25 protein-coding genes are annotated in these 22,662 nt (G+C 30.8%); 15 read left to right on the forward strand and 10 right to left on the reverse strand.

The annotated features are described in order from the left end of the window. The first annotated feature begins 70 nt into the window (after window positions 1-70). From rmuC to AABJ49_RS10910, 3 genes are read left to right on the forward strand one after another with little or no spacing between them, the layout of a single operon-like run. Window positions 71-1,447: a DNA recombination protein RmuC gene (gene rmuC, locus AABJ49_RS10900; RefSeq protein WP_338378306.1), complete on the forward strand. Its 1,377-nt coding sequence runs from the start codon at window positions 71-73 to the stop codon at window positions 1,445-1,447. Between the two features lie 4 nt (window positions 1,448-1,451). Beyond that, window positions 1,452-1,826 carry a 6-phosphogluconate dehydrogenase gene (locus AABJ49_RS10905; protein WP_338378307.1) on the forward strand — a complete coding sequence of 125 codons (375 nt, stop codon included), beginning with the start codon at window positions 1,452-1,454 and terminating at the stop codon, window positions 1,824-1,826. A 2-nt stretch (window positions 1,827-1,828) separates the two neighbouring features. Further along, a complete protein-coding gene (locus AABJ49_RS10910) occupies window positions 1,829-2,389 on the forward strand; it encodes an acyl-CoA thioesterase (protein WP_338378308.1) in 561 nt (186 codons plus the stop codon). 19 nt (window positions 2,390-2,408) lie between these two features. Here AABJ49_RS10910 and AABJ49_RS10915 read toward each other — a convergent pair whose 3' ends face one another. From AABJ49_RS10915 to AABJ49_RS10925, 3 genes are read right to left on the reverse strand one after another with little or no spacing between them, the layout of a single operon-like run. Further along, complete coding sequence (locus tag AABJ49_RS10915) at window positions 2,409-3,254, reverse strand: DUF5777 family beta-barrel protein (protein ID WP_338378309.1); 846 nt, start codon at window positions 3,252-3,254, stop codon at window positions 2,409-2,411. Window positions 3,255-3,258: 4 nt separating this feature from the next. After that, the gene (locus AABJ49_RS10920) at window positions 3,259-4,038 is read right to left on the reverse strand and encodes a choice-of-anchor V domain-containing protein (protein WP_338378310.1); all 780 of its coding nucleotides are present in this window, start codon (window positions 4,036-4,038) and stop codon (window positions 3,259-3,261) included. Window positions 4,039-4,050: 12 nt separating this feature from the next. Continuing rightward, the gene (locus AABJ49_RS10925) at window positions 4,051-4,434 is read right to left on the reverse strand and encodes a hypothetical protein (protein WP_338378311.1); all 384 of its coding nucleotides are present in this window, start codon (window positions 4,432-4,434) and stop codon (window positions 4,051-4,053) included. A gap of 58 nt (window positions 4,435-4,492) precedes the next feature. Here AABJ49_RS10925 and AABJ49_RS10930 point away from each other — a divergent pair, with 58 nt between their 5' ends. The 5 genes from AABJ49_RS10930 (at window position 4,493) to AABJ49_RS10950 (ending at window position 7,961) form a co-directional block, all read left to right on the forward strand. Next, window positions 4,493-4,849: a cytochrome c gene (locus AABJ49_RS10930; protein WP_338378312.1), complete on the forward strand. Its 357-nt coding sequence runs from the start codon at window positions 4,493-4,495 to the stop codon at window positions 4,847-4,849. A 34-nt stretch (window positions 4,850-4,883) separates the two neighbouring features. Continuing rightward, window positions 4,884-5,420: a YceI family protein gene (locus AABJ49_RS10935; RefSeq protein ID WP_338378313.1), complete on the forward strand. Its 537-nt coding sequence runs from the start codon at window positions 4,884-4,886 to the stop codon at window positions 5,418-5,420. 53 nt (window positions 5,421-5,473) lie between these two features. Beyond that, window positions 5,474-6,124: a DUF4412 domain-containing protein gene (locus tag AABJ49_RS10940; RefSeq protein WP_338378314.1), complete on the forward strand. Its 651-nt coding sequence runs from the start codon at window positions 5,474-5,476 to the stop codon at window positions 6,122-6,124. Between the two features lie 197 nt (window positions 6,125-6,321). Further along, window positions 6,322-7,158, forward strand: a complete 837-nt coding sequence (locus AABJ49_RS10945) for a hypothetical protein (RefSeq protein ID WP_338378315.1) — start codon at window positions 6,322-6,324, stop codon at window positions 7,156-7,158. A gap of 146 nt (window positions 7,159-7,304) precedes the next feature. Beyond that, the gene (locus AABJ49_RS10950) at window positions 7,305-7,961 is read left to right on the forward strand and encodes a hypothetical protein (protein WP_338378316.1); all 657 of its coding nucleotides are present in this window, start codon (window positions 7,305-7,307) and stop codon (window positions 7,959-7,961) included. 226 nt (window positions 7,962-8,187) lie between these two features. On the opposite strand, the gene carB is transcribed toward AABJ49_RS10950, so the two are convergent. Together carB and rpmH are read right to left on the reverse strand one after the other, a co-directional pair. Beyond that, entirely contained in the window at window positions 8,188-11,043 is a 2,856-nt protein-coding gene (gene carB / locus AABJ49_RS10955) for a carbamoyl-phosphate synthase large subunit (protein ID WP_338378317.1), read from the reverse strand. A 164-nt stretch (window positions 11,044-11,207) separates the two neighbouring features. Next, a complete protein-coding gene (gene rpmH, locus AABJ49_RS10960) occupies window positions 11,208-11,369 on the reverse strand; it encodes a 50S ribosomal protein L34 (protein WP_035665819.1) in 162 nt (53 codons plus the stop codon). Window positions 11,370-11,521: 152 nt separating this feature from the next. Between rpmH and AABJ49_RS10965 the strand changes: the two genes are divergently transcribed. After that, the gene (locus tag AABJ49_RS10965; protein WP_338378318.1) at window positions 11,522-12,037 is read left to right on the forward strand and encodes a DUF2892 domain-containing protein; all 516 of its coding nucleotides are present in this window, start codon (window positions 11,522-11,524) and stop codon (window positions 12,035-12,037) included. Window positions 12,038-12,115: 78 nt separating this feature from the next. On the opposite strand, the gene AABJ49_RS10970 is transcribed toward AABJ49_RS10965, so the two are convergent. Continuing rightward, window positions 12,116-12,991 carry a lytic transglycosylase domain-containing protein gene (locus tag AABJ49_RS10970; RefSeq protein WP_338378380.1) on the reverse strand — a complete coding sequence of 292 codons (876 nt, stop codon included), beginning with the start codon at window positions 12,989-12,991 and terminating at the stop codon, window positions 12,116-12,118. Continuing rightward, window positions 12,975-13,658 carry an alpha/beta hydrolase gene (locus AABJ49_RS10975; RefSeq protein WP_338378319.1) on the reverse strand — a complete coding sequence of 228 codons (684 nt, stop codon included), beginning with the start codon at window positions 13,656-13,658 and terminating at the stop codon, window positions 12,975-12,977. Before AABJ49_RS10975 ends, AABJ49_RS10970 begins: the two co-directional genes overlap by 17 nt. 48 nt (window positions 13,659-13,706) lie before the next feature. Between AABJ49_RS10975 and AABJ49_RS10980 the strand changes: the two genes are divergently transcribed. After that, on the forward strand, window positions 13,707-13,988 hold the full coding sequence (locus AABJ49_RS10980) for an N-acetyltransferase (RefSeq protein ID WP_338378320.1): 282 nt from the start codon (window positions 13,707-13,709) through the stop codon (window positions 13,986-13,988). A 61-nt stretch (window positions 13,989-14,049) separates the two neighbouring features. On the opposite strand, the gene mtaB is transcribed toward AABJ49_RS10980, so the two are convergent. After that, the gene (gene mtaB / locus AABJ49_RS10985) at window positions 14,050-15,378 is read right to left on the reverse strand and encodes a tRNA (N(6)-L-threonylcarbamoyladenosine(37)-C(2))-methylthiotransferase MtaB (protein ID WP_338378321.1); all 1,329 of its coding nucleotides are present in this window, start codon (window positions 15,376-15,378) and stop codon (window positions 14,050-14,052) included. A 137-nt stretch (window positions 15,379-15,515) separates the two neighbouring features. Here mtaB and AABJ49_RS10990 point away from each other — a divergent pair, with 137 nt between their 5' ends. Further along, window positions 15,516-15,824 (forward strand): hypothetical protein, encoded by a 309-nt coding sequence (locus tag AABJ49_RS10990; RefSeq protein WP_338378322.1) that lies wholly within the window; start codon window positions 15,516-15,518, stop codon window positions 15,822-15,824. A gap of 28 nt (window positions 15,825-15,852) precedes the next feature. Here the strand turns inward: AABJ49_RS10990 and AABJ49_RS10995 are convergent, their stop codons facing one another. Together AABJ49_RS10995 and AABJ49_RS11000 are read right to left on the reverse strand one after the other, a co-directional pair. After that, window positions 15,853-17,028, reverse strand: a complete 1,176-nt coding sequence (locus tag AABJ49_RS10995; RefSeq protein WP_338378323.1) for a GlmU family protein — start codon at window positions 17,026-17,028, stop codon at window positions 15,853-15,855. Between the two features lie 92 nt (window positions 17,029-17,120). Continuing rightward, a complete protein-coding gene (locus tag AABJ49_RS11000; RefSeq protein ID WP_264559324.1) occupies window positions 17,121-17,375 on the reverse strand; it encodes a type B 50S ribosomal protein L31 in 255 nt (84 codons plus the stop codon). Between the two features lie 235 nt (window positions 17,376-17,610). Here AABJ49_RS11000 and AABJ49_RS11005 point away from each other — a divergent pair, with 235 nt between their 5' ends. The 4 genes from AABJ49_RS11005 to AABJ49_RS11020 are packed head-to-tail and all read left to right on the forward strand — an operon-like array spanning window position 17,611 to window position 22,657. After that, a complete protein-coding gene (locus tag AABJ49_RS11005) occupies window positions 17,611-18,141 on the forward strand; it encodes a DUF4199 domain-containing protein (protein ID WP_338378324.1) in 531 nt (176 codons plus the stop codon). Beyond that, on the forward strand, window positions 18,142-19,092 hold the full coding sequence (locus AABJ49_RS11010) for a glycosyltransferase family 2 protein (protein ID WP_338378325.1): 951 nt from the start codon (window positions 18,142-18,144) through the stop codon (window positions 19,090-19,092). A gap of 3 nt (window positions 19,093-19,095) precedes the next feature. Further along, window positions 19,096-20,823, forward strand: a complete 1,728-nt coding sequence (locus AABJ49_RS11015; protein WP_338378326.1) for a phospho-sugar mutase — start codon at window positions 19,096-19,098, stop codon at window positions 20,821-20,823. 4 nt (window positions 20,824-20,827) lie between these two features. Beyond that, on the forward strand, window positions 20,828-22,657 hold the full coding sequence (locus tag AABJ49_RS11020; RefSeq protein WP_338378327.1) for an ABC transporter ATP-binding protein: 1,830 nt from the start codon (window positions 20,828-20,830) through the stop codon (window positions 22,655-22,657). Window positions 22,658-22,662: the final 5 nt, after the last annotated feature.

The following is a 22,662-nucleotide window of genomic DNA, read 5'->3' on the forward strand; positions in this document are numbered from 1 at the left end:
CTTACTTTTAAATTCAAGTATTAAATCTATAATCTGAATAATTTAGTAACTTTACATAAATTTTTAATACATGAATGAATCGTTTATTATTCTAATCACATTTCTAGTAGCATTAGCTATTGGTTTTTTTGTTGGAAAACTACTTACTAAAGCCCAATCACAATCCGAAAAAATAGGTTTAGAAGAAAAAGTGAATGGCTTAATGAGTCAGATTGAACAACTTAAAAATCAATTCGCTTCAGAAAAAATGCAATTCGAAAAACTTTTACAACAAGTTAATAGTGAGAAAGAAACTATCCGAACTGAAAAAGAAGCCCTAGCTATTCAATTGTCAAAAAAAGAAGTTGATTTTGAAAATCTTTGGGAACGAAACAAAGAACAAAAACAAGAAGTTGAGCAACTGCAAGAAAAATTCACCAAAGAATTTGAAAATTTAGCAAATAAGATTTTGGACGAAAAATCCAATAAATTTACTGAACAGAACAAAGAGAATATGAAAAATATTCTTTCTCCTTTACAAGAAAAAATTCATCATTTTGAGAAAAAAGTGGAAGATACTCATAAAGAAAGTATCGATTATCATGCTGCTCTTCGTCAACAAATACTTGGCTTACGCGAAATGAATGAGCAAATGAGCAAAGAAACTATCAACTTGACAAAAGCGTTAAAAGGTGATAGCAAATTGCAAGGAAATTGGGGTGAATTAGTGCTAGAAAGAGTTTTAGAAAAATCGGGTTTAGAAAAAGGTCGAGAATACGAAGTCCAACAAAGTTTCACCAATGAGGAAGGAACTAGAATTCTTCCTGATGTTATCATCAACCTACCTGATGGAAAGAAAATGGTGGTGGATTCTAAAGTTTCTTTAACAGGTTACGAGCGATATATAAATGAAGAAGATGAAGTTTTAAAAGTTACTTATTTAAAAGAACATGTGAATTCGATTAAACGTCATGTGGAACAGTTAAGTGCAAAAAATTATCACGATATTTATGAAATGGAAAGTCCAGATTTTGTCTTACTTTTTGTTCCAATTGAACCAGCTTTTGCATTAGCGTTAAATGACGATAATACCTTATACAATAAGGCTTTTGAAAAAAATATTGTAATTGTAACTCCAACAACTCTATTAGCTACCTTACGAACAATTGATAGTATGTGGACCAATCAAAAGCAGCAAGAAAATGCCATAGAAATTGCTCGTCAAGCTGGTGCATTGTATGACAAATTTGAAGGCTTTGTATCTGATTTAATAAAAATTGGAAAGAAAATGGATGAAGCCAAATCAGAATATGGAAATGCCATGAACAAGCTTGTTGAAGGTAAAGGAAACTTAGTAACAAGTGTAGAAAAATTAAAAAAAATGGGTGCAAAAGCAAAGAAAGCTTTACCCGAAACTATACTAAAAAGAGCAAACGAAATAGAAGAAAATTTAACAAATAACGAATAGAACTATGAGTAAATTTATGAAAGTATTATTGTATGGAGCATTAGGATTTCTATTGTTTCTAATTGGCTACTTTGTTTTTGTGTATTATGTTTCTTATAGCGAAGGTGTTCGCTCTGGAGAATTGATAAAAATAAGTCACAAGGGGTATGTAGTAAAAACTTGGGAAGGAGAAATCAGCCAAGGAATTTCTGGAGCTCAAATTTTTTCATTTTCTGTTATGGATAATAATCCTGAAGCTATTGAAAAGCTAAAAGAATTGCAAGGTCAATATGTAAAAGTTGAATATATTGAACGCTATAGAACATTTTTTTGGTGGGGTGATACTCGTTATTTTATAAAAAGTGTTTCTGCCGAAAAATCTCCTCATTTCAACAAATAATTATGAGTAACAAAACCAATACAATAGATGCCTCTAAAATTACCTTAACTGAATTGATGCTTCCTTCACATTCTAACTTTAGTGGCAAAATCCATGGAGGCTACTTATTACAGCTAATGGATCAAATTGCATTTGCAAGTGCTTCAAAATATTCGGGTTTATATTGTGTAACTGCTTCTGTTGATACAGTTGATTTTTTAAATCCGGTTGAAATTGGAGAATTATTGACTTTAAAAGCTTCTGTAAATTATGTTGGAAATAGTTCTATGGTTGTAGGAATTCGTGTTATTTCTGAAAACATAAAAACAGGTGAAGTAAAACATTGCAATTCAAGTTATTTTACAATGGTTGCCAAAGACGAGGAAGGAAATAATGCTAAAGTTCCAACATTAATTCTGTCAAATTTAGAAGAAATAAGACGTTTTTATGATTGTGTAATTAGGATTAATCAAAAGAAAAAAAACAAAATATTAGAAGATAAATTTGATCATACATCCGAAAAGTCAATTGAAAATCTTTCCAATTATAATGTTACAGTAAATTTTAAAAAATCCCAATCGTAATTGATTGGGATTTATTTATTTAAAATACTCTGACTAAATTAAAACCAAAAGCGATTTCACTATCACTCCATTTTCCACTTGTATTTCCGAGAAAACCACTTTCATGCATGGCTTGTGCATTGGTAAAATGCATTTGAAAAACGTGTCCACCAGTTTCTAAATCTACACCTATGGATAATGGATTTGTAAAAGGTGAATTAGATGCTCTATTTAAATGAGCAGCATAATCCATATTTATAGACCAACGAGTGGTTAGTTTATATCTTCCTCCAAAGCCTAATGCAAACTGACTATTATCTTGATTATCATCAACAACATAATTCTCATGAAAATATGTTGGAGCCAATTCTAAAGATAATTTATCACTAAATTTTCTCGAAATTAGTAATTGATTTACATAACTTAATCGATCTTCAAACTCTAATAAAGGTAGGAAATCTTTTTCGAGAGCAGTGTTTATAGCAATACTATTAAACCCAGCAATTTCAAAAGGAAAACCTCCTTCTTCTTGGTGCATCAGACTATATTTTCCAGCTGCTTCATAAGTTTTATTAAAACCACTACGAGAAGCATGAATACTCAACCAAGGAGTTAATCCATATACAAATTGTAATCTCGTATTAGCATTGTCTAATCCAAAAAAATCATCAAAACCATTTTTTAAATAATCAAAGCGATGAGAAACTACAAAATACAAATCACCTTTGGAAGCTAATTTTGTAGATTCTAAATTAATTATTTTTAAAGATTTAAAAGACGAATTAACCCTTTTATCAACTGATACTGTATCTATTTCGTTTAGTAAATCATCTTGTGCAAATGATAATAAAGGAATTAAAAAAAGTGTAATAATTATTTTCTTCATAAAACTATTTTACAACTAATCTTTTCTTAGCAACTCCCTCTTCTGTGGCAACATATACGATATAAGTTCCAGAATTTAATGCCGAAACATTTATAGAAGTACTTGAAGAAGAAATTGTTTGATTTGATACAAGTCTTCCTAAATAATCAAAAATAGAAATATCAGCAGAAGAAACGTTTGTTGGCATTTCAATTGAAAAATTGTCAGATGTTGGGTTTGGATAAATTGAAAATTGCTTTGAAAAGAAATCTTCCGTTCCTAAAACTCCAACTGGCAAACTTGCCGTAACTACTTGATCACCACTTGTTCCTCCATTTCCATTAGTACAATTAACAGCAGTGTAGAATGTAACCGTACCTTCATCTGTTGCTGGAGAAGTCCATGTAAAAGTCCAAGAAGATTGTGTATTTCCTGCAGTTGAATGTGAAACTGTTTTTCCACTATTAAAAACTTGACTTCCTGTTCCAGCAGTAAAATTTCCTACTTTAGTATTTGAAGAATTTTCAGCAGTTAATTGAAAACCTCTTTTAGATGATCCTGATTGTGTAACAGTAACTGTAATATTATAAGCAGTATTCAAAGCATAACCACTAGCAGGAATGTTAGTGGTTATTGTTGCAGAAGCATTAAAGTTTCCACCTCCATGACATTGTGTACATGTTGAATTCCCATCACCTGGTGAACCTGTAACACTCGCTCCAGTATAACCACTAGACCAAGACAAGAATAATAAAGCTGCTATTGGTGCAAGCAACAAAGATTTAAATAAGTAATTTTTTTTCATAGTAATTGGTTTTTAATTTAAATTTATTTGATCCATTTTAACTTCCTCTAATAATTCGTCATACCCTAAAAATCTACCTTTAATAGTTATTGAGTCATCCACTTTAAGGTTAGACAAGTCGTCAATTACCAATCCTGATAATTTTTCATCAAGAGTTATAGACTTTTCTGCTATGTTAACTTGGGTAATTTTTCCAGAAACAACAATTACTTTATCTAAATATTTAGAATTAGCTGAATTTTCATCTCTAGAATATTCTTCAATCAATTGGTTTGTTTTAAAAGTATAAGAAGCTTTTTCGTCAGAAATATTCCTGTGTGCCTTGTACAAATAGCTATAAACTCCAAAAGAAACAACACAAATTAAAAGAAAAAATAAAATTACTTTTTTTTTCATTAATAAATTATTTATTCCAAATTTAATAAAAATTATTAACTTTATACAAAAAACAACTATGATATATAAAAAAACAATAATTACAATGTTAATAATTTCTTTTTTTTCTTGTACAAATAACTCAGAAGATGATTTAATAGAAAAAAATGACACAATCAATATTATAACTTATAATACTGATGTAAAAAACATAATCAATAACAATTGTCTAAATTGTCATGGAAATACTAATCCAAATGCCGGACTCTCGTTAACAAATTATAACCAAGTAAAACAAGCCGTTTTGAATAATGGATTGATTGACAGAATTTCTAGACCTGTTGGAGATCCACAATTGATGCCACAAACTGGCAAATTACCTCAACAAACTATTGATGTTATTATTAAATGGAACACAGATGGATTATTGGAATAGTTATTGCTTAATAAATTAATTAAAAAAACAAATTATGAAAATCATTACAGCTCTCCTATTTCTGCTGGTTAGTTTTTCGCCTATTGCAGAGAAAAAAATAACCAAAACCGGAACAATAACTTTTGAAGCTTCAGTTCCTTCTTTTGAGGAAGTTAAGGCCAAAAACGAAACCGTTACTTGTATATTGAATACAGAAAACGGTGAAATAGCAGCTTTAGCACTTATGAAGGGTTTTCGATTTAAAGTTGCTTTGATGGAAGAACATTTCAATGAAAATTATATTGAAAGCAGTAAATATCCAAAAGCTACTTTTAAAGGCAAAATAGAAAATTTTGAAATTTCAAAATTAGCTTCAACAGCAAAAGAATACACTATTAAAGGAAAACTCGAATTACACGGAAAAACCAAAGATTTAAATATTAAAGCAAAATTAAAAAAGAATGGTGAAAGTATCAATTTAGTGTCTGATTTTATAGTTAATGTTGATGATTTTGACATTAAAATTCCAAATGTAGTTAGTAAAAAATTATCAAAGCAAGTTAACATTACATTAGATTTTAATCTGAAATAATTTGTAACTCTACTTTTTTTAATACTTTTATAAAAAAATTTATACGTAATAAAATGAAAAAAATTAAACAAATCTCAATTTGCCTTTTGCTATTAGCTTCTATTAGTTCAATTGGTCAAACAATGTCTAGTGGTGTTGTAAAATACAAAATGACTAGCGACAACGAACAAATGGCAATGATGGGCGACATCATAATGACAAATTATTTTGACAAAGATAATGTAGCCGTAGAAGTAGATATGATGGGAGGAATGATTTTAACAAAAGTGTACAAAAAAATCAACGAGCCAAACTCTACAAAAATGACCATGGATGCAATGGGTAACAAATATGAAATTATTGAATTAGATGACAATGCTGCAAAAGGTGTTGACATGGCTGATTTAGACAATATTGCTACTGTAACTTTAGATAAAGCTACTACTAAAGAAATAGCTGGTTATAAATGTTATAAAGCAACTGTTACTTATCAAGATGATAAAACAGGTGAATTTTATGTAACAGACGATATCAAAATGACATCTTCAACTAAAGAATCTAAACTAAAAGGATTTCCTTTAGAAATGACAATCGTTACTCCAGAATCTACTTTAAACTTAAAAGCTACTGAAGTTTCTAAAGATTTACCAAAAGAAGCTTTCATGGTTCCAGAAGGATTTGAGAAAGTAACTATGGAAGAATTTCAAGAAAAAATGGGTGGATAATTCAAAATAATTTCAAAATAAAAAAGCACAATTTCAATTTGAGATTGTGCTTTTTTATTTTTAGTAAACCTCAAAGAAATTTAAAAGAAATAATTTTATATATTTGATATATAAAACGAAACAAACTTTCGTGTATTCATCTAAATTAGGTGTTAAAGCGAAAGTTTTTGTCATATATAAACGAGTTGCCCACAATTATGAAAAAACTGATACTACCATTCTTACTAATCGCATTTTCATTAAATGCACAGCAAAAAGAAACTGTGGATTTGAAATGGAAAATAACTGATACTCTTACCTATAAAACAGTAATGCAAGATGTGATTCTTGAGAAAAGTAAAGAACAACCCGAAAATGATTCGATTGCGAAAAAAATGAGCGGAATGCTTAAAGCAATGCAAGAACAACTTTCCGACTTGAAATATGAAACAAAACTATTTCCAGACAAAAATGGAAATGTGGACATTTCTATGGTGCTCAAAAAAGACAAAGCAGATACAACCGAAACTTTATTTTCAGGAATGGCAAAAATGAATGGAAATGTGGTTTTAAGAGGAAAAGTCAGTCCTGAAGGAGAATTATTAAGTTTCTATTATAAAGAGGCTCAAAAAAATCTGATTTCTATTCTATTTGAACTTCCAACAAAACCCGTTGCAGTTGGTGATGAATGGGATTTGAAAGTTAGTATGGTTTCAATGGATCAAAACTTTAAAGCAGACACTCTTTACAAGAAAAACGTCGTCAGACTTAAAGACCTAAAAAACCTAAATGGAAATAAAATTGCAGTAATCGAATATGACATTGAGGAATACGTTTCAGGAGATTTTGGAAATGGAATGATGACTATGTTTTCAAAAGATAAAACTGATAAAAAGACATTTATGAAAATGTCACATAAAGCAACAGCCGAATTTGATTTAGAAAAAGGCTATTGGATTCTATACGAAGGAATTATGGACGTGGAGACCAATTTTTCACTTTGGGGAATGGGAGGAAATAAAAGGACAGAATTTAAATTGACACCTAAAAAATAACTGTGGGCAACAACGGCTATAGTTCATTGCGGCGGAATTTCCTCTCGGAAATTCCTGCGTGTTTGCTAACTTTGGTTTACGGCGGAATAGTTCTGCCGAACTATTCCGCAACGAAACCATAGCCAAGACCGTTACCACCAATTTGGATGAAACGACATTTAAAATACATATTACTAATTCTAACGGCTGGAATATTCCAAAATCTACTTGCGCAGGAAACGAAAGTCGGAAAAGTAAAGGTCTTGAAATATAGAGATACAGACGATAAATTTACGGAATCGACTACTGACAAAACTCTTGCGTATCTGAATAAAAGAAAACACGATATTTTAATTACAAATAAAAAGGATACTACTCTTTTGAAAACTGACTCTCTTGGTGTTTTTAAAATCCCAGATAAATATTTCAGCTATTGTAGAATAACCGTAAATCCAAAAACAAAAAACTTAAGAGAAGAATTCTTGTTTATTGAGGGAATTGGAGAAAAAGATAGTCTCGAATTTAAAATATATGATTACCATATCTCAAATAAAATTGATTCAACTAAAGCACCTGAATTCTATAATAAATTCAATATTAAAAAGGCTGAACAGGACTTTTTTGCTGGAAGAAAAAGATACTTACTTGGAAATGGAATTGAATACTCAAAAAAAATTATTGAACAATTGGAATTAAAATCTAAAGAACACGGATTTGAAATTGAGTATCCCGAAAAAATGTATGGAACTTTGGAGGAACATCGAATTCTATATAGATATAACGACCGAATGAAAGAATTGCTCGGAATAAAAAACTGGTGGTAACACCGTGTATAATTCATTGCTAGTTATAGCTTACTTACGAAAGTCCTCGCGGACTTTCTATCTGTGATTTATTTGCTAACTTTAGTGCTTAAACACGCAACGAAATCATACACAAACACGTTAACAATAATTTAAAAAAAAGTTGTTTATGTGCTACTCGCACATTTTTTAGAGTCTAAACAAAAAAGTCCTCTATTACGAGGACTTTTTTATCTTACTACTTATACTATTTACTCAAATACATCTTACGTCTCGAGTACAATTCGTAGAATTGATCATCTTTTAAGTCATCAATAAACAAAATACTTTCACCTGTAGACTTCATTTCTGGACCTAATGCTTTGTTTACGTTTTTAAACTTACTGAAAGAGAAAACAGGTTGCTTAATAGCATAGCCTTTTAATTGTGGATTATAAGTAAAGTCTGTTACTTTATTGTGACCTAACATCACTTTTGTAGCATAATTTACATAAGGTTCACCATAAGCTTTTGCAATAAATGGAACGGTTCTAGAGGCTCTTGGATTAGCTTCAATGATGTACACCGTATCATTTTTAATTGCGAATTGAATATTGATTAATCCAACTGTTTTTAAAGCTCTAGCAATTTTGTGTGTATGTTCTTTGATTTGATGCATTACAAATTCACCTAAATTAAAAGGTGGCAAAGTCGCATTACTATCACCAGAATGCACTCCACAAGGCTCAATGTGTTCCATGATTCCAATGATGTACACATTTCCATCAGCATCACAAATAGCATCTGCTTCTGCTTCTATAGCTCCATCTAAATAATGATCTAATAATAATTTATTACCTGGAATTGACTTTAATAAATCAATTACGTGTTCTTCTAATTCTTGTTTGTTAATTACAATTTTCATGCCTTGACCACCCAAAACATAAGAAGGACGAACTAACAATGGAAAATCTAAAGTATCTGCTAATTGAGAAGCTTGTTCAGCACTTTCAGCAATTCCGAATTTAGGGAAAGGGATATTTAATTCCGTTAATAATTCAGAAAAACGTCCTCTATCTTCTGCTAAATCTAGGGCATCAAAAGATGTTCCTAATATTTTAATTCCGTATTTAGAAAGTTTCTCTGCTAATTTTAAAGCGGTTTGTCCACCTAGTTGTACAATAACTCCTTCGGGTTTTTCATGACGAATGATATCGTAGATATGTTCCCAAAAAACTGGTTCGAAATATAATTTGTCTGCTGTATCAAAATCCGTAGAAACGGTTTCAGGATTACAGTTAATCATGATCGTTTCATAACCACATTCTTTGGCTGCTAAAACTCCATGCACACAGGAATAGTCAAACTCAATTCCTTGTCCAATTCTGTTTGGTCCAGAACCTAAAACGATAACTTTTTTCTTATCAGTAACGATACTTTCATTATCTACATAAGTTGTTCCGTCAGCTTTTTGAATTTCAGCTTCAAAAGTAGAGTAATAATAAGGTGTTTTAGCTTTAAATTCTGCTGCACAAGTATCCACTAATTTATAAACTCGGTTTATCTTTTGCTCTTCTCGCAATTTGTACACTTGACTTTCCAAACAACCCATCATGTGAGCAATTTGTCGGTCACCATATCCTTTTTGCTTAGCTTCCAACAACAACTCCCTTGGCAAAGTATCAACTTTATATTTTGAAATTTCTCTTTCTAAGTGGAATAATTCTTCATATTGCTTCAAGAACCACATGTCTATTTTAGTAATTTCATGAATTCTACTCAATGGAATTCCCATAGCAATAGCATCATAAATTACGAAAACCCTGTCCCAACTCGCAAAAGTTAGTTTTTCAATGATTTGTTCGTAGTTTTTATAACCTTTTCCGTCAGCTCCTAACCCATTTCTTTTAATTTCTAGTGATTGAGTAGCTTTATGAAGTGCTTCTTGGAACGAACGTCCAATTCCCATCACTTCCCCTACAGATTTCATTTGAAGTCCTAACGTTCTGTCTGCTCCTTCAAATTTATCGAAGTTCCAACGTGGTATTTTTACGATTACATAATCAAGAGTTGGTTCAAAAAGAGCCGAAGTTGATTTTGTAATTTGATTTTGCAATTCATCTAAGTGATAACCTAAAGCTAGTTTCGTTGCAATTTTGGCAATTGGATAACCCGTAGCTTTAGAAGCCAAAGCTGAAGAGCGAGAAACCCTTGGATTAATCTCGATAGCTACAATATCTTCTTTTTCATCTGGAGAAACGGCAAATTGTACGTTACAACCACCAGCAAAGTTCCCTATAGCACGCATCATTAAAATGGCCATATCACGCATACGTTGATAAGTTGAATCTGACAAAGTCATTGCTGGTGCAACAGTTATAGAATCTCCTGTATGAATTCCCATTGGATCCATATTTTCGATAGAACAGATAATTACTACGTTATCATTTTTATCTCTAAGTAATTCTAATTCATATTCTTTCCATCCTAAAAGTGCCTTATCAATTAGAACTTCGTGAATAGGAGACATTTCTAAACCATAAGATAGTTTTTCGTCAAATTCTTCTTTCGTGTGTACAAAAGCTGCTCCTGTTCCACCCAAAGTAAAGGAAGGACGAATTACTAATGGAAACCCAAACTCTTGTGCAATTTCTTTTCCTTGTAAGAAAGAAGTAGCTGTTTTTGCTGGTGCTGCTCCAACTCCAAGTTTAGCTAAAAGTTGTTTAAATTGTTCTCTGTCTTCTGTAATGTTGATTGCATTTACATCAACACCAATCATTTTTACATTAAAGTCTTTCCAAATCCCTTTGTCATCAGCTTCTAAACATAGATTTAAAGCCGTTTGTCCACCCATAGTTGGTAAAACAGCATCAATTTGGGGATGAGCTTTTAGAATTTCAATTAAAGATTTTGTTGTAAGTGGTTTTAAATATACATGATCAGCCATTGTTGGATCTGTCATGATGGTAGCCGGATTAGAATTTATCAAAATTACTTCAATTCCTTCTTCACGAAGCGAACGAGCTGATTGCGAACCTGCATAGTCAAATTCACAAGCTTGTCCGATTACAATTGGACCTGAACCTATAATTAAAACCGATTTGATTGAATTGTCTTTTGGCATTTTGTATGTGTTGTTGTTTGTAGTTTGATGTATTTTTCAAAATTAACCTCTTTGTTTTAGAAAATAAATTTTGAGATTTGAAACTTATTAAATTTTATAAACAAGTTTAAAAAAAAGCCGCTACTAATAAAAGTAACGGCTTAATATTGATTAGAAACTAATCATTATTTTTTATGTCTTGGTTCACAAGAAACAGTCAATTTGTGTCTTCCTTTTGCTCTTCTACGTGCAAGGACTTTTCTACCATTAGGAGTAGACATTCTATCCATAAACCCGTGTTTATTTCTTCTTTTTCTTTTCGATGGTTGAAACGTTCTCTTGCTCATTGCTTTATATCTTTAAAAATCTATTTTACTTTTTATTATAGCTTCCTATAAATCGAGTGCAAATATACAAAGGTTTTTTTCATTTACAAGTAGTTTTTAAAATATTTTTTAGTTAGAATTTATTACCTTTGCTCCAAATTAAAAAATAGAGTATGTTTAACAAGAATATCAAGTTAGTTTTAGCAGGTTTAATCATCGCTTATGCAGTATATCAATTCACGGAAGGAAACATTGGAAACGGAATTTTTCTTTTATTATTCTCAATAATTTTCATTTTCTTATACTTCAAAAACGAATTAATTTTAATGGCTTTCATGAAATTGAGAAAACAAGATATGGATGGAGCGAAGTCTTGGTTAGATAAAATAAAAAATCCAGAAACTGCTTTAGTAAGAAAACAACAAGGTTATTATAATTACTTAAACGGAATTATGGTTTCTCAAACAAATTTGACTTTAGCAGAAAAGTTTTTCAAAAAAGCCATAGAATTAGGCTTAAGTATGGATCAAGATTTAGCTTTAGCTAAACTACAATTAGCTGGAATTTCTTTAACCAAAAGAAGAAAAATGGAAGCTACTAAATACCTAAATGAAGCCAAAAAATTAGATAAACACAATATGTTGAAAGAACAGATTGATATGCTAAAACAACAGCTTAAACGAATTTAATTAGCTGTTAGCAGAAAATAAAAAATCACAAATTAGATAAACTAGTTTGTGATTTTTTTTATTTCGAAAATTCAATCTCTAATCTGGAATTTCTATTAAATAAGTTCGTCCACCAGTAACGGATAATTTTTTATCTCTCAGCCAAGGATTTAATACTTTTAAGGTTTTATAATTCGTACCTTGTTCTTTTGCAAATATTGCCAAATCATCGATAGAATTTTCTACTTGCAGTTTTTTTGTAGGTACACTAACATATAACTCATTTTCAGGAATATCAAATCCATATTTTGGTGAATTTTTCATAATTTCTTTCAGTGCTAAAATTCTAAATACATAGCGACCTGTTTCTTCATAAAACAAAGCATCATAATAGTTAGACACATGTTGTGCTTCTAAAACCCTATTGATGCCAGCCATTCCCCCATTGTATGATGCAGCTACTAATGTCCAATTCCCGAATTTTTTGTAAGCATCATTCAAATATTTACAAGCAGCTTCAGTTGATTTTTCTAAATGATAACGCTCATCTACATCACCCGAAACTTCCATTCCATATTCTTTAGCCGTTGCAGGCATAAATTGCCAAACACCTCTTGCTCCTGCTGGAGAAACTGCATTTACCAAACTACTTTCTATAACAGCCAAATATTTAAAATCATCTGGAATTCCGTTTGCTTTTAAAATTGGTTCTATAATTGGAAACACCTTATTTGCCCGTTTAATAACCAATGTTGTATTAGAATGGTAATTAATATTAGTAACCATTTCCCTATCCAAGCGTTCACTTACATCGTTATCATCGGTTGGAACAACTTCTCCTGCAAAATTCATCCCTGAAGGATAAGGAACTGTTGGGCTATTTCTTGAAATTTTAGTTGAGGCCGCATAAATAAATAAGGTGCTTATGGTTATAATTCCTATTATTTGTAACGCTTTTTTAAGTTTTTGTTTCATCATCTTCATTGTTTAAAATTAATTTAGGTAAATTTTCATTCAACCATTTATACTTCATTATGACTAAAATATGCGTTGCACCTTTCAATACAATACTATTTTTAATGTGTCTTATTGGAAAAACTGCATCCGCATCACCATGAATATGAAGAATATTCCCATCTGGTTTTGTTCTTCGCCATAAAATTACGTTTTCTATCGCCCAATCCAAATATTTTTTGTCACGCATTTGCAAATATTTTTCATAAAGCTTTAATCGTCGACTAACTATATTTTCTCCAAAAGCATATTTTGCCAATGCCTCTATATTTGAAAACAAACTCGTTGGAATTATTTTATATGCTTTTGTAGATTTAGCAATTTTCATCCGCAAAGGAAGTTCAAGATTTGATTTAACACTTGAAATGATAATTACTTTTCTAGTTTTAATATGTAAAGCCATTTCTTGCACTAAAATTCCACCAAAAGAAACTCCAACTAACACTGGATTTTTATGCTTTATTTTTTTTGTCATTCGAAAAGCATAGTCTTCGATTGTTTCTTTATCTTTTGGCAAAAACCATTCCAAATAATAAATTTCAAAAGTTTCTTCAGGCAATTTAATATTCTCAAAAATTGTAGAACTTGCAGCCAAACCAGGCATTAAATAAACAGGGATCTTATTCATAAGATATTTAGGAAAAATTTCGTAACTTTGTTTTCAAATACAATCAAAATGGAAATCAAAGATAACGAACTTCTTAGACAATTTGAAATAACTACAGACTCTGGATTAGTTGCTATTGAATATTCCTTACAAGATCGCAAAATATTCTTAACAAAGTTTTGCGAAAACGAAAATGAAGATCTAGTCATTCAAGACGAATTTATAAGAAATGTATTAGCAATTGCAGAAGAACGCAATTTAAAAGTTGTCCCTACTCATATAAGATTAGTGAAATTTTTTAGAAAAAATAGACGTTACCAAGAAATGCTTCCTCCAGGATTAAAAATATAAAAAACAAAAAATGCTCTTTTAAACAAAGAGCATTTTTTTATATAATAATTTAACCTTTTTTTTAAACCTCAACATTTAAAAATTCTAATCGAACACTTCCATCATCATCAATATGTGTTAATTTAATTTCGTGCAATGTATTAGCCAATTCAGGATTCCAAGGTGTTTTTACTTTTACATAATTTTCAGTAAATCCGTGAATATATCCTTCTTTGTTTTCACTTTCAAATAAAACGGTTCTATTGGTTCCAATTTGACTTTCATAAAAAGCTCTTCGTTTCTTCACAGATAATCCACGTAGCATTTTACTTCTTTTTGCACGAACATTCTTTGGCACTACTCCATCCATTTCAGCTGCTTCTGTATTGTCTCTTTCAGAATACGTAAAAACGTGTAAATAAGAAATATCCAAATCATTTAAAAAATGATATGTTTCAAGAAAATGTTCATCTGTTTCACCAGGAAAACCCACAATTACATCTACTCCAATACAAGCATGAGGCATTACTTCTCTAATTTTATTGACTCTATCTACATATAACTCTCGTAAATAACGACGTTTCATTTTTTTCAAAATATCATTTGAACCTGATTGTAATGGAATATGAAAATGAGGTACAAATGCTCTTGATTTTGAAACCAATTCAATAGTTTCATTTTTCAATAAATTTGGCTCTATGGATGAAATTCGCAAACGTTCAATTCCTTCTACTTTGTCTAATTCAGTAACTAAATCTAAGAAAGTATGTTCGTGTTTTTTATTTCCGAATTCACCTTTTCCGTAATCACCAATATTTACTCCAGTTAAAACGATTTCTTTGATTCCTTTTGCAGAAATTTCTTTAGCATTTTTCAAAACACCTTCCATCGTATCACTTCTCGAAATACCTCTAGCCAATGGAATGGTACAATAGGTACATTTATAATCGCAACCATCTTGCACCTTTAAAAATGCACGTGTTCTGTCTCCGAAAGAATAACTTCCTACATAAAAATCAGCTTCTTCAATTTCGCATGAATGCACTTCACCCATGTCATTTTTAGACAAATCGTTTATATAATCTGTGATTTTGAATTTCTCTGTGGCTCCTAAAACCAAATCTACACCATCAACAGCTGCTAATTCTTCTGGTTTTAATTGCGCGTAACAACCAACAGCAGCTACGAATGCATTTTCATTAACTTTTAAGGCTTTTTTGACTATTTGTTTGAATTGTTTGTCAGCGTTTTCGGTAACCGAACATGTATTGATAACGTACATATCAGCTACTTCTTCAAAATCTACGCGTTCAAAACCTTCTTCTTTAAAATTTCTCGCTATTGTTGAAGTTTCAGAGAAATTTAATTTGCATCCTAAAGTGTAAAATGCTACTTTTTTCTTGTTTTCCATAAGTTTGCTCAATTGATGAAATCGTTGTCAAAAAATTGAGTTGGCAAATTTAGGTAAAAATTAAAGAACCACAAATTCACGAATTAAATTTGTAACTTTTTGGTAATTTGGTTCGTATAATTATTAAAATAAAGATTATGGCTGGAGAAGGTTCTATGATGCATGCAATACATACCATGCGAAATAACAAAGCATTATTAAAAGACAAAAGAAGAAATAGTTGGAAAAATTATACAGGAAATAAAATTGTCCTAACAGAAGACCATATTAAAACTTCACCAGAATTGTTGGCTGAAATTAGAGAAAATTGCAAAAAAGATAAAAACCAAAGAATTAAAAACAATATTTTATATTTCTTTTTAACGGTTTTGTTTCTTTCTACTATTTTCTATTTAATTTATACATTCTTTTTCAATAGCATTTCAATTGATGTTTACGAACAGTAATTTATTAAAATTTAAGACAAGAAACTAATTACTCCTTTCTAAATTTTTTAGTTTCTTCAAAAATGTGTTCCATTATTTTGGCATCTTCTTCGGTGAATTCTACTTTTCTTCTGCTCATTACAATTTTTGCTGTTTCAAAAGCTTTTTTAGTGACATAAGTTGTAAAGCCTGAAGCTCCACCCCAAGAAAAACTGGGTACAAAATTACGTGGAAAACCTGAACCAAAAATGTTAGTAGAAACTCCAACAACCGTTCCTGTATTGAACATAGTGTTAATGCCACATTTAGAATGATCACCCATCATTAATCCACAAAATTGCAATCCAGTTCGAGCAAAACCTTCGGTTTCATAGCTCCATAAACGAACCTCATCATAATTGTTTTTAAGGTTGGAATTGTTAGAATCAGCTCCAATATTACACCATTCTCCTAAAACAGAATTTCCTAAAAACCCATCATGACCTTTATTAGAATAGCCAAAAAGTACCGAATTATTAACTTCACCTCCAACTCTACAATGAGGGCCAACAGTTGTAGCACCATAAATTTTAGAAGCTAATTTAACTTGAGCTTCTTCACAAAGTGCAAATGGCCCACGAATGACTGTACCTTCCATTATTTCTGCATTTTTTCCAATGTAGATTGGTCCTGTTGATGCATTTAAGGTTACAAATTCTAGCTTTGCTCCTTCTTCAATGAATACATTTTCTGGTGCAATTACGTTTACACTTTTTGGAATAGGTTGTGATTTTCTATCTTGTGTCAAATAATCATAATCTTCTCGGATTGCGATATCGTTCTTTTCAAAAATATCCCAAGTATTTACAATTTGTAAAACCTCATCTTCAAATTCAATTAAATCATACGAATCAAAATCTACTTCTTCTTGCGTATCATTTGTATAAAAAGCAACAATTTCTTCTTTGTATGTTATTGCCTGATTATTTTCTAAATTCATAATCATTTCAACCAAAATTTCATTCGGTAAAAAAGAAGCATTAATCATTACATTTTCTTCCATTTCAACCATAGGAAATTTTTCCATCAAATATTCTTCAGTTAAAGAAGTGGTTGTGTATCCTAAATACATTTCCCATTTTTCTCTGATAGTCAAAATTCCAACACGAATATCAGCTACTGGTCTTGTGAAAGTAAAAGGTAGTAATGCATTGCGAACAGTTCCGTCAAAAAGTATATAGTTCATGATTTTTTAATTTGAAAGCTCAAAGTTACAAAGTTTATTCCATAAAAAAACCTCCCAATTTGGAAGGTTTTATATCTTTAGAAAAATTTCGATTATTTTTTATCGAATTTTGCATATTTAGTTTTGAATTTATCAATACGTCCTGCAGTATCGATAAGTTTAGATTTACCTGTGTAAAAAGGGTGAGACGTTCTAGAAATCTCCATTTTATAAACTGGATATTCAACACCTTCGTGTTCAATTGTTTCTTTTGTTTCTACTGTTGATTTTGTAATAAATACATCATCGTTACTCATGTCTTTGAAAGCTACTAATCTGTAATTTTCTGGGTGAATTCCTTTTTTCATCTTTGTAAATCTTTTTATTTGTTGGCTATAAACCGTTCTGATGCTTTCTCTTTTTACTGAAAAAGGTATAAACGTCTATAACTTTTTGTTTATAATCTTTTATATTTTGAGAGTGCAAATTTACACTTAATTTTTAATTTACAAGCACTTCTGTAACTTTTTTTATTTTTTTATCACTTATATAGGTAAACTTTATTATTTCTATATTTGTAAATTAATTAAAAACAAACTAACCATGAACGAAATTATTAAAAAGAACGGAATTACTTTTGGAATAATCACGGGTGTGATTTCTATCTTAATAACAGGATTTATCTATTTGGTAGACATTAAGCTATTTACAGCATGGTGGCTAGGACTTGTAAGCATATTAATATATTTAGCAATTGGAATCTATTTATTAATTAAAACCAGAAAAGAATTAGGAGGAGTTTTCTCTTTCAAAGATGCTTTTACTACCTATTTTATTTCGGCTGTTATTGGAATTGCAATTTCAGTAGTTTTTAACATTCTACTTTTTAATGTAATTGATCCTTCATTAAAAGATACAGTTCAAGAGTTATCTATTGAATCTGCAGTTAACATGATGAAAAAATTTGGAACACCAACTTCTGAAATCAAAAAAGCTGTAGAAGGCATGTCTGAAACAAATCAATTTGAAACCATTAGTCAAATTAAAGGAGCAGCATTTAGTATTATATTTAGCTCAATTTTCGGATTAATTTTAGCAGCTATTTTCAAAAGCAAACCAAAAGACCAATACTAAATGAATTTATCCATAGTTATTCCTCTATTAAATGAACAGGAATCTTTACCCGAGTTGCACCAATGGATTGCAAAGGTTATGCTTGCGAATAACTTTTCGTATGAAATTCTCTTTATAGATGATGGAAGTACGGATAATTCATGGCAAACCATTGAACAATTGTCCAAAAAAGATGAAAATGTAAAAGGTATTCGTTTTTTGAGAAACTATGGAAAAAGTCAAGCTTTACATGCCGGATTTGCTCAAGCAAAAGGTGATGTGATTATTACTATGGATGCAGATTTACAAGATAGTCCGGATGAAATTCCAGAATTGTATGACTTAATTATAAAGGATAACTATGATTTAATTTCGGGTTGGAAGAAAAAGAGATATGATTCTGTTATATTCAAAAATATTCCTTCTAAATTATTCAATTGGGCAGCTCGAAGAACTTCTGGTGTAAAATTGCATGACTTTAACTGTGGTTTAAAAGCTTACAAAAACAAAGTCGTAAAGAACATTGAAGTTTCTGGTGAAATGCACCGTTACATTCCTGTTTTAGCTAAAAATGCAGGATTTGGAAAAATTGGTGAAAAAGTAGTGATTCATCAAGCCAGAAAATACGGAAGTTCTAAGTTTGGAGTAAGTCGTTTTATAAATGGTTTTCTTGATTTAATAACTATTTGGTTTATTTCAAAATTTGGAAAAAGACCTATGCATTTATTTGGCTTATTAGGAACAGTAATGTTCATATTTGGTTTTTTAGCAGCTGGATATATTGGATTTATGAAAATCTGGAAGTTATATCATAATTTACCAACCATTTTAGTCACAAGAGATCCTTGGTTTTACATCGCTTTAACCACCATGATAATTGGAACACAATTATTCTTAGCTGGTTTTCTTGGAGAAATAATTTTAAGAACAAAAAACAACGAAGAACGATACAAGATTTCTGAAAAAATTTAGATTATGCAAATCAAACAAGAAATATTAGACAACGTAAATATTTGGTTAACTCCAACATTTGACAACCAAACGCAAGAAGAAATCAAAGAAATGATGACTTCATCACCTGCAGAATTAGAAGATAGTTTCTACAAAAATCTAGAATTTGGAACTGGAGGAATGCGAGGAATTATGGGTGTTGGAACAAACAGAATCAACAAATATACACTTGGAAAAAACACCCAAGGCTTATCTGACTATTTAAAGAAATCATTTCCAAATGAGAAATTAAAAGTAGTTATCGCTTACGATTGTCGTCACAATAGTAATACCCTAGCAAAAGTTGTAGCAGATGTATTTTCAGCAAACGGAATTCACGTTTATTTGTTTTCAGATTTGCGTCCAACTCCAGAGTTATCTTTTGCTTTAAAGCATTTGAATTGTCATGCTGGAATTGTTTTAACGGCTTCACATAATCCACCAGAATATAATGGATACAAAGTATATTGGCAAGATGGTGGTCAATTGGTTCCACCACAAGACGGAGAAATTATTCAATTAATTGAAAATCTACACTATAGCGATATCAAATTTGAAGCTAATGAAAGTTTAATTGAATATATCGATACCGAAATTGATGAAGCTTTTGTAAATTCAACAGTAGAAAATGCGAGTTTCAACACACCTCAAAATGCCAAAGACAATCTTAAAATAGTTTACACTTCCTTACACGGAACTTCAATTAAATCTGTTCCAGCCGTTTTGGCAAAAGCAGGTTACAAAAATGTAAATATCGTTCCTGAACAAGAAGTTCCAGATGGAAACTTCTCAACTGTAAAATCTCCAAATCCAGAAGAGCCAGAAGTATTAGCAATGGCAACAGCTTTGGCTGAAAAAATTGAGGCTGACATTGTGGTAGGAACTGATCCAGATAGTGATCGAGTTGGTGTTGCTGTCCGAAATTTAGAAGGTGAAATGGTTTTATTAAATGGAAACCAAACCATGGTGGTGATGACTGCCTTTTTGCTAGAAAAATGGAAACAAGCTGACAAGATTACAGGCAAACAGTTCATTGGCTCAACTATTGTATCCACTCCAATGATGCTTGAATTAGCTTCTGCTTATGGAGTAGAATGCAAAGTAGGTTTAACAGGTTTTAAATGGATTGCAAAATTTATTAAAGATTTTCCAAACCAACAATTTATTGGTGGTGGAGAAGAAAGCTTTGGATACATGGTTGGTGATGCTGTGAGAGACAAAGATGCGGTTTCTGCTATTTTATTAGTTTGTGAAATTGCAGCTATTGCAAAAGCAAATGGAAGTAGTATTTATCAAGAACTTTTAAATTTATATGTAGATCATGGTTTTTACAAAGAACATTTAATTTCTTTAACCAAAAAAGGAATTTCTGGATTGGAAGAAATTAACCAAATGATGATTGACTTGCGCGAAAATCCAATGAAAGAAATCAATGGTGAAAGAGTTGTGATGATTGAAGATTATCAAAATAGTACAGCCAAAAATATGTTTACAGGTGAAATTGAAACTCTTCATTTACCAAAGTCAAATGTACTGATTTACTATTTAGAAGACGGAAGCAAAATTTGTGCAAGACCAAGTGGAACAGAACCAAAAATTAAATTCTATTTTAGTGTAAACGATACTTTAGATAGTGTAGACAACTTTAAGAAAGTAGAACAAGAATTAGATACCAAAATAAAAAATATTATTGCTTCGATGCAATTGAATTAATTGAATGAAAAGAATCATACAAAAACTTAAACCGTTTGTATTACCTTATAAATTGCATGTAATTTGGAATATAATTTACAACATTTTATATGCATTGTTTAGTGCTATATCATTTATTGCATTAATACCAATGATGAATGTCCTTTTTGATAAAACTCAAAAAATTGAAAAAGCTCCTGAATTTGAAGGTTATTTGAAAATTGGAAGTTACTTAAAAGAGAGTTTTTATTACAAAGTTTCAAACCTCGCAGAAAGCGAAACTCCACAATACGCTCTATTATTAGTCGTAGCTCTAGTAATTGTAACATTTTTATTCAAAAATTTATTCAACTACCTCGCTTCTTATCATATGATGCACTTAAGAAACGGAGTGCTTAAAGATTTGAGAAAGACCATGTATAACAAAATCATTAGTTTACCTATTTCGTTTTATTCTGAGAAAAGAAAAGGTGATGTAATGGCACGTATGCTCGGTGATCTTGGCGAAGTTCAAAACTCATTTTTTATGCTTCTAGAACTAATCGTAAGAGAACCAATGACCATAATAATCTCAATAGCATTTATGTTTTCCATCAGTTGGAAACTCACTCTATTTGTATTTTTATTTATACCTGTTGCTGGTTTTATCATTTCAAAAATAGGCAAAAGTCTTAAATCACAATCTACAAAAGCACAATTCGAAGGTGGTTATTTAATATCAATAGTGGAAGAAAGTTTATCAGGCTTAAAAGTCGTAAAGAGTTATAATGCAGAAAACACATTTAGAAACAAATTTGGTGGGTCTGTGGATAGATTATTAAAATTATCAAATAAAATTGGAAAGAAAAATAATTTAGCTGGTCCATTAAGTGAAGTTATGGGAATCATTACTATTGCTGTCTTATTGTATTATGGAGGAAGTTTAGTTTTAGTCGAAGAATCCATAGAAGGAGAAGTTTTTTTAGCTTTTATGGGATTAGCTTACAACATCTTAACTCCAGCAAAAGCCATTTCTAAAGCTTCTTATGCTGTGAAAAATGGTTTGGCTGCTGCAGATCGTGTTTTTGAAATTTTAGAACAAGAAAATACCATTGACACAAAATTAGATGCTGTTGAAAAGACAAATTTCACAGATAAGGTTACAATCGAAAACATTAACTTTAGATATGGTGACGAAAATGTCTTAAAAAACTTTTCAATTGAAGTTCCTAAAGGAAAAACAGTTGCACTGGTTGGTCAATCAGGTTCAGGAAAAAGTACGATTGCCAATTTATTAACGCGTTTTTATGATGTGCAAGAAGGAGCTGTTAAAATTGATGGTGTTAATATTAAAGACATGAATATTCATTCTTTAAGAGGTTTAATGGGATTGGTAACACAAGATTCTATTTTGTTTAATGATACCATTAAGAAAAATATTCTCATTGGAAAACCTGATGCAACGGATGAAGAAATTTTTGATGCCTTAAAAATTGCCAATGCTTATGAATTCGTAGTTGATTTACCTGACGGAATTGAAACCAATATTGGTGATGCTGGTGGGAAATTATCTGGTGGTCAAAAACAACGATTATCTATTGCCAGAGCTGTTTTGAAAAATCCTCCAATTATGATTTTGGATGAGGCAACCTCAGCTTTAGATACAGAAAGTGAAAAATTTGTTCAAGTGGCTTTAGAAAATATGATGCAAAACAGAACTTCTATTGTAATTGCACACCGTTTATCTACAATTCAAAAAGCAGATAATATCATCGTGATGCAAAAAGGAGAAATTGTGGAGCAAGGAAATCACGCTGAATTAATGGCAAAAGAAGGTATGTATTCTAAACTTGTGATGATGCAATCTTTTGAATAAAAACC

It is taken from the genome of uncultured Flavobacterium sp. (assembly GCF_963922255.1).
GTDB lineage: Bacteria > Bacteroidota > Bacteroidia > Flavobacteriales > Flavobacteriaceae > Flavobacterium.

Coding starts and splice junctions, on each gene's coding strand:
- rmuC (WP_338378306.1), top strand. CDS start 71: ATGAATGAATCGTTTATTATTCTAATCACATTTCTAGTAGCATTAGCT.
- AABJ49_RS10905 (WP_338378307.1), top strand. CDS start 1,452: ATGAGTAAATTTATGAAAGTATTATTGTATGGAGCATTAGGATTTCTA.
- AABJ49_RS10910 (WP_338378308.1), top strand. CDS start 1,829: ATGAGTAACAAAACCAATACAATAGATGCCTCTAAAATTACCTTAACT.
- AABJ49_RS10915 (WP_338378309.1), bottom strand. CDS start 3,254: ATGAAGAAAATAATTATTACACTTTTTTTAATTCCTTTATTATCATTT.
- AABJ49_RS10920 (WP_338378310.1), bottom strand. CDS start 4,038: ATGAAAAAAAATTACTTATTTAAATCTTTGTTGCTTGCACCAATAGCA.
- AABJ49_RS10925 (WP_338378311.1), bottom strand. CDS start 4,434: ATGAAAAAAAAAGTAATTTTATTTTTTCTTTTAATTTGTGTTGTTTCT.
- AABJ49_RS10930 (WP_338378312.1), top strand. CDS start 4,493: ATGATATATAAAAAAACAATAATTACAATGTTAATAATTTCTTTTTTT.
- AABJ49_RS10935 (WP_338378313.1), top strand. CDS start 4,884: ATGAAAATCATTACAGCTCTCCTATTTCTGCTGGTTAGTTTTTCGCCT.
- AABJ49_RS10940 (WP_338378314.1), top strand. CDS start 5,474: ATGAAAAAAATTAAACAAATCTCAATTTGCCTTTTGCTATTAGCTTCT.
- AABJ49_RS10945 (WP_338378315.1), top strand. CDS start 6,322: ATGAAAAAACTGATACTACCATTCTTACTAATCGCATTTTCATTAAAT.
- AABJ49_RS10950 (WP_338378316.1), top strand. CDS start 7,305: ATGAAACGACATTTAAAATACATATTACTAATTCTAACGGCTGGAATA.
- carB (WP_338378317.1), bottom strand. CDS start 11,043: ATGCCAAAAGACAATTCAATCAAATCGGTTTTAATTATAGGTTCAGGT.
- rpmH (WP_035665819.1), bottom strand. CDS start 11,369: ATGAGCAAGAGAACGTTTCAACCATCGAAAAGAAAAAGAAGAAATAAA.
- AABJ49_RS10965 (WP_338378318.1), top strand. CDS start 11,522: ATGTTTAACAAGAATATCAAGTTAGTTTTAGCAGGTTTAATCATCGCT.
- AABJ49_RS10970 (WP_338378380.1), bottom strand. CDS start 12,991: ATGAAACAAAAACTTAAAAAAGCGTTACAAATAATAGGAATTATAACC.
- AABJ49_RS10975 (WP_338378319.1), bottom strand. CDS start 13,658: ATGAATAAGATCCCTGTTTATTTAATGCCTGGTTTGGCTGCAAGTTCT.
- AABJ49_RS10980 (WP_338378320.1), top strand. CDS start 13,707: ATGGAAATCAAAGATAACGAACTTCTTAGACAATTTGAAATAACTACA.
- mtaB (WP_338378321.1), bottom strand. CDS start 15,378: ATGGAAAACAAGAAAAAAGTAGCATTTTACACTTTAGGATGCAAATTA.
- AABJ49_RS10990 (WP_338378322.1), top strand. CDS start 15,516: ATGGCTGGAGAAGGTTCTATGATGCATGCAATACATACCATGCGAAAT.
- AABJ49_RS10995 (WP_338378323.1), bottom strand. CDS start 17,028: ATGAACTATATACTTTTTGACGGAACTGTTCGCAATGCATTACTACCT.
- AABJ49_RS11000 (WP_264559324.1), bottom strand. CDS start 17,375: ATGAAAAAAGGAATTCACCCAGAAAATTACAGATTAGTAGCTTTCAAA.
- AABJ49_RS11005 (WP_338378324.1), top strand. CDS start 17,611: ATGAACGAAATTATTAAAAAGAACGGAATTACTTTTGGAATAATCACG.
- AABJ49_RS11010 (WP_338378325.1), top strand. CDS start 18,142: ATGAATTTATCCATAGTTATTCCTCTATTAAATGAACAGGAATCTTTA.
- AABJ49_RS11015 (WP_338378326.1), top strand. CDS start 19,096: ATGCAAATCAAACAAGAAATATTAGACAACGTAAATATTTGGTTAACT.
- AABJ49_RS11020 (WP_338378327.1), top strand. CDS start 20,828: ATGAAAAGAATCATACAAAAACTTAAACCGTTTGTATTACCTTATAAA.